The 8,121-nt window shown below is 74.9% G+C and carries 4 protein-coding genes and 1 tRNA gene; 2 read left to right on the top strand and 3 right to left on the bottom strand.

The features are described 5' to 3' along the window. Window positions 1-323: 323 nt before the first annotated feature. The 3 genes from ACFUEL_RS30190 to ACFUEL_RS30180 all read right to left on the bottom strand — a co-directional run bounded on the left by ACFUEL_RS30190 (window position 324) and on the right by ACFUEL_RS30180 (window position 5,971). The gene (locus ACFUEL_RS30190; RefSeq protein WP_380239954.1) at window positions 324-1,973 is read right to left on the bottom strand and encodes a hypothetical protein; all 1,650 of its coding nucleotides are present in this window, start codon (window positions 1,971-1,973) and stop codon (window positions 324-326) included. A gap of 85 nt (window positions 1,974-2,058) precedes the next feature. Further along, window positions 2,059-5,763, bottom strand: a complete 3,705-nt coding sequence (locus ACFUEL_RS30185; RefSeq protein ID WP_380239953.1) for a WGR and DUF4132 domain-containing protein — start codon at window positions 5,761-5,763, stop codon at window positions 2,059-2,061. Window positions 5,764-5,883: 120 nt separating this feature from the next. Then, window positions 5,884-5,971: transfer RNA gene (locus ACFUEL_RS30180), tRNA-Leu, on the bottom strand. Window positions 5,972-6,240: 269 nt separating this feature from the next. Here ACFUEL_RS30180 and ACFUEL_RS30175 point away from each other — a divergent pair. Both ACFUEL_RS30175 and ACFUEL_RS30170 read left to right on the top strand, forming a co-directional pair. Beyond that, on the top strand, window positions 6,241-7,563 hold the full coding sequence (locus ACFUEL_RS30175; RefSeq protein WP_380239952.1) for a M20/M25/M40 family metallo-hydrolase: 1,323 nt from the start codon (window positions 6,241-6,243) through the stop codon (window positions 7,561-7,563). Between the two features lie 274 nt (window positions 7,564-7,837). Beyond that, the gene (locus ACFUEL_RS30170; RefSeq protein WP_344554920.1) at window positions 7,838-8,080 is read left to right on the top strand and encodes a chaplin; all 243 of its coding nucleotides are present in this window, start codon (window positions 7,838-7,840) and stop codon (window positions 8,078-8,080) included. The last annotated feature ends 41 nt before the right edge of the window (window positions 8,081-8,121 follow it).

The raw sequence follows: 8,121 nt of genomic DNA, 5'->3' as shown, positions 1-8,121 counted from the left end.
ATCCTCTGGCGCCGTGAGCCGCTGGCCTGAACTCCGCTCCCGACTCCCGGCATTCGGTTGCCGGCGTCAGCTTCTGCCGCCTGGTGCCGTGAGCCGCCGACCCGAACTCCGGCCCGGCGCCCGGTTGCCGGCGTCAAACCCTCGCCCCCTCTGGCATCCCGAGCCACCGATCTGAACCGCGATCCCTGGCCTCCGGCGCCCGGTTGCCGGCGTCAAACCCCCGACCTCCTGGCGTTGCGAGCCGCCGCCGTGAACTTTGGCCCGGCTTCCGACAGCCGGTTGTCGGCGTCAACTCCCGGCCCCCGCCCCGGCGCCGCGAACCGTCAGTCCGACTTCCGACCGGAGAGGTCCGGCGCCGACGGGTACGGGTCGTGTGGGGGCCGGGTCAGGGCGCCGATCAGGGCGGTGGCCAGGCTGCCGAGGAGGGCGTAGCCCAGCGTCCACCAGCAGGAGACCGCCCAGGTGACGCGCAGGCCGGTGGAGAAGAACGCGTTCAGCAGGGCCGTGGCGCCGGCCAGGGCGGCCACCGCCAGCATGCCCACCGTGCTTCCGGGCCCCTGGCCGGAGGCGGGTGGGCGCCGCCACAGCAGGGCCGTTCCCGCGAGCGCCGCCGCGGACAGCGGCCAGAACAGCGAGGGCAGCCAGCCCCGGCCGATGAGCAGTGTCGCCGCGACCAGCCAGCCGAACGGCAGGGCGCAGCGCAGCGCCAGCAGCCACGGCAGGTGCGGCGGATCGAACGGGCGGACGGCGGTGCGCAGGCGGCGCACGCCCAGGCCGGTGAGCAGCGCCGCCACCCCCGCCACGAAGGACACCAGTGTGCCCGCGAGCAGGCGGCTCACGCCGTCCATCCGGGAGGGTTCCTGCCACGGCGGCAGGGTGACTTCGCTCCACCGGCCGTCCGTGCCCCGCACCAGCAGCCCGAGCCCCGGGTAGCGCACGACCACCGTGTGCCCGCCGCCGGGGGCGGTCGCCAGCGCCAGGTCACCCGGGGTCAGCGGCTCCGGCGTCGAGGACGGGGGAGCGCCGGTGCCCGGCCACATCGGGGTGGGCGTCGGGGTGGGCGTCGGAGCGGGGGTCGGGGCGCGCAGGGCCTTCGCCGGGAAGTACTCCTCCTGCCAGCCGGCCCCGCCGTCCCGGCTGACCTCCACCGGCAACCCCTCCCCGCGCAGCCGGAAGCACACCTGCGGCTGCTCGGGGAGACACTGCCCGGCGTCGGCCGCGGGGGCGTCGGCGGGCGGCTTGAAGTGCTTCCCGCGGCCCGGGTCGAGCCGCCAGCTCAGGCCGCCGTCGTCGCTGACCCAGCGCAGACTGTCGTCGACGTCGTCGCTCCAGCGCTGGCTGTAGGCCAGCACCGGCTTGCCGTCCTCGCTCCACAGGCGCGGTCTCGGCGGCGTCGCCGCCGAGGTCGCGACCATCGCCGACACCGCCAGCGGCACCGCCAGCAGCCCCAGCACCCGCCGCGACCCCAGCCCCAGCGCCCGCCTCTGCCGCAGCCCCAGCGCCCGCCGCAGTACCAACGCCCGCCCCAGCACCAGCGATTGCCGCCGCGATCGCCGCCGCGGCCGCGGGTCCGCGCTGCGCCGCCACAGCCACCAGGCCACCGCCAGCGCGGGCAGCGCCAGCAGGTCGGTCCGGTCGGCGACCGTGCGGCTCGGCACGCCCGTCAGCAACGACCAGCAGCGGGAGGCCAGTTCGGCCCCGGCGGCGGAGGACTTGGCGAATCCGAAGGTCAGTGCCGTCAGCGCCACCCCGAGCCGGGCCGCAGGCTCGCCGCGCAGTCGCGGCACGGCCGAGGCCAGCAGGGCCAGCACCGGCGGGACGACCAGCATCCACGCCACGTCACTGACCTTGCCGGTCACCGCCCCCGGCCAACTCCGTTTGCCCACCCGGTCGTTGAACGCCAGTACCGCGACCGACAGCAATGTCCCCGGGTGTCCTGCCCAGCGCAGCACCCGCCCCCCGTTGTTCCGCATGGGCACGAGTGTCCCGACCCCGCGTCACGCTCCGGCCACGGCAGCGTCTCGGCTCGCGCCGTGCCGGGAACGTGACCTGGGCGTGTCACCCGGCGGTGACCTCCTCCAGGTCGGCGAGCAGTTCGGAGGCGGTGACCGGGTCCAGGTCGCCGTAGCGCAGCGGGTACTCGTGGCGGCTCGAGTGGTCGCCGGGCGAGGAGTCCAGCCAGACCGTCTCGAAGGTCTGGTCGGGGAACTCGTCCAGCATGCCCACCGCGATGCCCTCGTCGAGCGCGATGACCAGGTGGCAGCGGTCGCCGAGCCGCTTGGAGAACCAGCGCTCCACCCCGGCGTCCTGCGGGGCGCCGCGCTCCCAGCCGCGCTTGGTCAGCCCGAGCAGCCGGCCGACCGGCACGGTTCGGCCCTCGAAGCGGTGCAGCCGGTTGGCGGCGGCCTCCTCCGGGGTGAACCGGTGGACGGGGCGGCCGAGTTGCGGGAACGGCTGGAGCACCTCGTAGTCGGCGAACAGCTCAGACCACACCGCCACCCGCTCCGCGCCGAGGTGCAGCGGGTGGACCAGTCGGACGGTCGCGTCGCCGGGCAGCGCGAAGGGCGCGTCGTCCGCGTCGGCGAAGGTGCGGTCCTCGGCGATCCGGAAGGCGGTGTCGTCGGCCGTCCAGACCAACCGGCGGGCCAGGTGCCACACCAGCGGGTGCTCGACGAACAGCGAGGTGAACTCCTCGGCGCTCCACGTCCGCCCGGCGACCATCGCGCCCTCCAGCCGGCGGATCTGGTCGGCCGCGACCGTCCGCACGTCCTTCTTCAGCGCGGCGAACCGCTTGCGCTCGGCGGGGGCGAGCTCCGCGTCGTCCTTCGCACCCGGCGCGGGCAGGTCCTTGCGCCGCTTGCCGTCGGCGTCCAGCACGTACGGGCGCAGCTGCTCGTCGAACCCGACGGTGAACCGGCGCGGGCCGTAGTCGATCACCGTGGTGCCGTCCGGGTCGAGGCCGAGGTCCGGGACCAGGCGGTCGGCGAGCTGCTCGGCGGTCAGGCCCAGGCCCTCCGCCACCTCGGCGATCTTCTCCTGGGCGCGGGCCTTCAGCGCCTTGAACTTCACCCGCTGGGAGATGCCGTGCAGGTGCAGCAGCGCCAGGTCGGTGCCGATCGCGGCCAGTACGTCCAGCCCCTCGACGGCCCGCCGGTGCGCGCCTTCCCCCGGCCACGCGCGCACCACCGGGGTCAGCCGGCGCACCGTCGTGTCGTCGCCCAGCACCCCCAGCGCGTACAGCGCCCAGCTCTCCTTGGCGGGCATCCCGGCCTGCTGCCACTGCTCGAACAGCGCCCAGCCGAACGCGGCCAGCGCATCGGTCCGGCACACCTCGGCGACCACCGCCAGCCCGGGGTACGGCGCCTCGGGCCCGGACAGCGCCAGCATCGTCAGCACGTGCCGCACCGCCTCCGCGGGCAGCGCCGCCTCGACCCCCGCCGCCGACGCGCCGTCCGCCGAAGCACCCTCCACCGACGCACCCTCCACCGACGCGCCGTCCGCCGACGCGCCGCCCTCCGCCGGTGCGCGCAGCAGGAGTTGCGGCAGCACGGCGGGCTGCGCCCAGGAGGGCAGCACCGGCATCCGGGCCGGCAGTGCGATCTCCAGCGGGTCGGTGGCCAGCACCTCGGCGACCGCCTCCGCCGCCGGGGCGCCGTAGCGGGCGGCCACCGCGGCCAGCAGCTCCGCCCCGCCGTCGGCCGCCGCGACCAGCCGCAGCGCCCGCTCGGCCGCCTCCCGCTCCCGCCCGGCCGGACCGACCGCGTCCGGGACGAGCAGCAGCGCGCCCGCCGTCCCGTGCCAGGCGAACCACGAACGGGCCGCCGCGTGCACCGACTTGAGCCGTCCCATGTCGGCGGCGAGCAGCCGGGCCGCCCGCACGTCGAGGAAGGGCAGCAGCAGCGGGGACAGCGTGCCGGGCTTGGCCCCGGCGGCGTGCAGGGCCACCGGCAGCGCCGCCAGACCGTACTTGGCGATCACCGGCAGCAGGTAGTCCGCGCCGAACCGCAGGTTCTCCGGACGCCACTCGGCGAGGAACGGGGAGAGCGCCTCCTCCGGCCCCTGCACCAGCATCCAGACCGGGTGCCAGAGGCTGCCGGAGCCGCCCAGCACCTGCTTCGCCTCGACGGCCCAGTCGGCGACCTCCTCGTACGGCCACCCGTCGAACTCGCTCCGGGCCCAGCGCTCCCGCTCGCCCGCCCGCCAGGCCAGTCGCGGCTCCCCGTCCGGTCGCAGGCCCTCGACCACCCGCGGCGTGCGGCGGGTGCGCGGCCGCGTCCACGGCGGCGAGACCAGCAGCGGCGGCAGCGCCTCCGGACCGGCCTCGGGCGCCTGCGCGGGGGCGTCCGCCAGCTCCGCGGCCAGCGCGGCCGCCGCGGCGCCGAGCAGCGGTGCGGCCTGCGGCAGCAGCTCCGGGTACGTCGACAGGTGGGTGTCGAGCAGCTGCCTGGCCGCCGCCCCGCCCTGGCCGCCCTCCGCCGCCGCCTCGGCCAGCAGCCGCACGGCCCGCACCGGGTAGCGCCGCACGGCCTCCAGCAGCGCCGGGCGGACGTGCTTGTCGCCCACCCTGGCCAGCAGCAGCCGGAAGGCTCCGTCGGTCGGGAAGTGCACCAGCGCGGCGGCCATCTCCTTGGTGCCGCCCGCCCCGTGCGCCATCGTGAGCCACCCGCCCACCAGCGGGACGGCGGCCGTGCCGACGCTGTCGGCGACGGTCGCGATCAGCTGCACCGGCGCCTTGCGCCAGATCCCCAGGAACGCGTCCAGGAACGGCTCCACCTGCGCCGGGTCGTCCAGGGAGTGCAGCAGTTGCAGCTGCAACTCCTGCCCGCCGGTGCCGTAGGAGGGCAGGTCGGCGAGGCACTCGTCCAGCCAGCCGGGCACGCCCGGGGCCAGGTAGCAGGCCAGCGCCCGGTGCCGGGGCGTGCTCCGGTGCTCGGCGAGCGCGGCGAGCGCGGCCCGGTACTCCGGCTCCGGCGCGGCGGCGAGCAGGGTGCGCAGCCGGTCCTCGGCCGGGAGCGACAGGTTGCCGTAGTGGTGCGGGAAGGAGGTTCGCGGGCGCAGCGCGACCTCCGAGACGTTCCGCCCGGCCTGCAGGTAGTGGACCTCCACCGCGTGCTTCTCCACCAGCGCCCGCACCGCGAAGGACAGCCCGTGTCGGGCCGTCCAGACGTCGGCGAACAGCGCCTTCTCCGCGGTTTCGGCCTGGTACGGGGCCGGCAGGATGCTCGCCACCGCCGCCGCGCCCAGCACGTCCGGCGCACCGTCCAGGTAGGCGCGCGCGGCCCGCACCAGCTCCGGGTCGGACTCCGGCGCGTCCAGCACCTGCTCCAGCCAGCCGGCCCGGTCGGCGATCCGCAGCCGCTCCCGCTCCAACGCCTCCGACCCGGGCCAGGCCACCTTCGGCACCCGCCCCCCGCGCCGCGGCAGCACGGCCTTCCGCCAGCCGGCGGGCAGCACGAAGGCGTCCTCGTCCGGCAGTTCACCCGCCCCGCCGCCCCCGGCCTCCTGAGCCCCCGCCTCCCGGACCTCCCCGGTCTCCCGGACCTCCCGCGCCTCCCCGTCGGAGACCTCCGCGTACCCCTTGCGTTCCTTCTCCGCGACCTGCTTGGCGAAGTGCGCCGCGGCGGCGTCGGCGGAGGCCAGTTCCTTCAGCTGCTCCCGCCCCTCGGTGCCGATCCGCCCGTAGCGGACCCGCACCGCCGCGCCTTCGACGGCCGCCTCCCAGAACTTCGCGGACCCGCCCCCGACGAGCTCCCAACGCCGCACAGCCCACTCCCTCGCGCTCTGACCGTCCGATGATCGACAGCCAGAACCCTAGCGACGCCCCCCGACAGCCACTCGGCCCGGAAACGCAGAAAAACCCCTGCATCAACAGGGGTTTCACGCTGGTGTCCGAGGGGGGACTTGAACCCCCACGCCCGATAAAGGGCACTAGCACCTCAAGCTAGCGCGTCTGCCATTCCGCCACCCGGACCGGGTGTCGTCCGCACGGGGCGTTCCCCGCGCTGACATGGACAACAGTAGCAAAGATCGACTGGTAGACCCAAAACCGGGAGCGCGGGGGAGCGCGGGGCTTCGAAAGCGGGTGGTGGGGGCGGCGGTAAGGAGTGTCGGGGGGAGATGCCCTTGGGAGCGGGCGGCTGCTGGGGGGAGGATGGCGGGACGGTGCCCGCGGCCCCCGACCGGGGTCGGGGCGGCGCGGGCCGCAGCCGTGCCGGGGCGGGCAGACACGAGGTGGGAGCGATGAGCGTGGGCAGCGAGCGCGTGGTGACGGCCGAGTCGGAGGTCGCGGAGATCTGCCGTGACCTGATCCGGATCGACACCAGCAACTACGGCGACGGGTCCGGTCCGGGGGAGCGGAAGGCGGCCGAGTACGTGGCCGAGCAGCTCGCCGAGTTCGGGCTGGAGCCGCAGGTCTTCGAGTCGGCCAAGGGGCGGGCGTCGACGGTGGTGCGGATCGAGGGCGAGGACCGGTCGCGGCCGGGCCTGCTGATCCACGGGCACACCGACGTCGTCCCGGCCAACGCCGACGACTGGACGGTGCACCCGTTCTCCGGCGAGATCACCGACGGCTGCGTGTGGGGCCGCGGCGCCGTCGACATGAAGGACATGGACGCGATGACGCTCGCGGTGGTCCGCGACCGGCTGCGCACCGGCCGCAAGCCCCCGCGCGACCTGGTGCTGGCGTTCCTGGCGGACGAGGAGGCCGGCGGCACGTACGGCGCCCGGTTCCTGGTGGACCGGCACCCCGAGCTGTTCGAGGGCGTCACCGAGGCGATCGGCGAGGTCGGCGGCTTCTCCTTCACGGTCAACGACCGGGCCCGGCTGTACCTGGTGGAGACGGCGGAGAAGGGCATGCACTGGATGCGCCTGACCGTCGAGGGCCGGGCCGGGCACGGCTCGATGACGAACGACGACAACGCGATCACCGAGCTGTGCGAGGCGGTGGCCCGGCTCGGCCGGCACCAGTTCCCGCTGCGGATCACCAAGACCGTCCGGGCCTTCCTGGACGAGCTCTCGGACGCGCTGGGCGTCCCGCTCGACCCGGAGGACATGGACGAGACGCTGCGGATCCTCGGCGGCATCGCCAAGATGATCGGCACCACCCTGCGCAACACCGCCCAGCCGACCATGCTCGGCGCCGGCTACAAGGTGAACGTGATCCCCGGCCAGGCCACCGCGCACGTGGACGGCCGCTTCCTGCCCGGCTACGAGGAGGAGTTCCTGGCCGAGCTGGACAGCGTCCTCGGCCCGCGGGTGAAGCGGGAGAGCCTGCACCACGACAAGGCGATCGAGACCAGCTTCGACGGCGCCCTGGTCGAGGCCATGCAGACCGCGCTGCGCGCCGAGGACCCGATCGCCCGCGCCGTCCCCTACTGCCTGTCCGGCGGCACCGACGCCAAGTCCTTCCAGGACCTGGGCATCCGCTGCTTCGGCTTCGCTCCGCTCCAGCTCCCGCCGGAGCTGGACTTCGCCGGGATGTTCCACGGCGTGGACGAGCGGGTGCCGGTGGACGGCCTGAAGTTCGGCGTGCGGGTGCTGGACCGGTTCATCGACCTGGCCTGACCGCGGGGCGGGACGGCCCCCGGGGTCGGGCCGCGGGGCTGGGCCGGTTGCGGGGCCGGGCCGGGACGGGGCGGGCTGCGAGGTGCGGCGGGAGAAGTGGGATTAGTCCGTCCAGCATCAGAGCTTTCGAGCATCCGAAATGGCGATCACCTGTTCGCTTGATCACTTCAACGGGTGAATGCGGTTCCGGCCCCGTATCCCGGTCGTGGCGGCTTCGTTCTTCCGTGTGCAGCCCGGGGGAACGGGCTGGAAACGACCAGGAGGAACAGTTCAGATGAAGGCCAAGAAGATCGCTGCCGTTGTCGCCGCCACCAGTGGCCTGGTGCTCGCGGGCGCCGGTGTCGCCTCGGCGCACGGCGGTGCCGGTGCGGACGGTTCGGCGGTCGCCTCCCCGGGCGTGCTCTCCGGCAACCTGATCCAGATCCCGGTGCACGTCCCGATCAACGTCTGCGGCAACACCATCAGCGTGATCGGCCTGCTCAACCCGGCGTTCGGCAACGCCTGCCAGAACGTCTGAGCCGGCCCCGTCGCTGACCGACGGGCCGCTCGGCCCCGAGT

This window comes from Kitasatospora sp. NPDC057198, assembly GCF_042670125.1.
GTDB lineage: Bacteria > Actinomycetota > Actinomycetes > Streptomycetales > Streptomycetaceae > Kitasatospora.
Note: the sequence above shows the minus strand (reverse complement) of the source record. Positions and strands in the feature narration are given on the sequence as shown.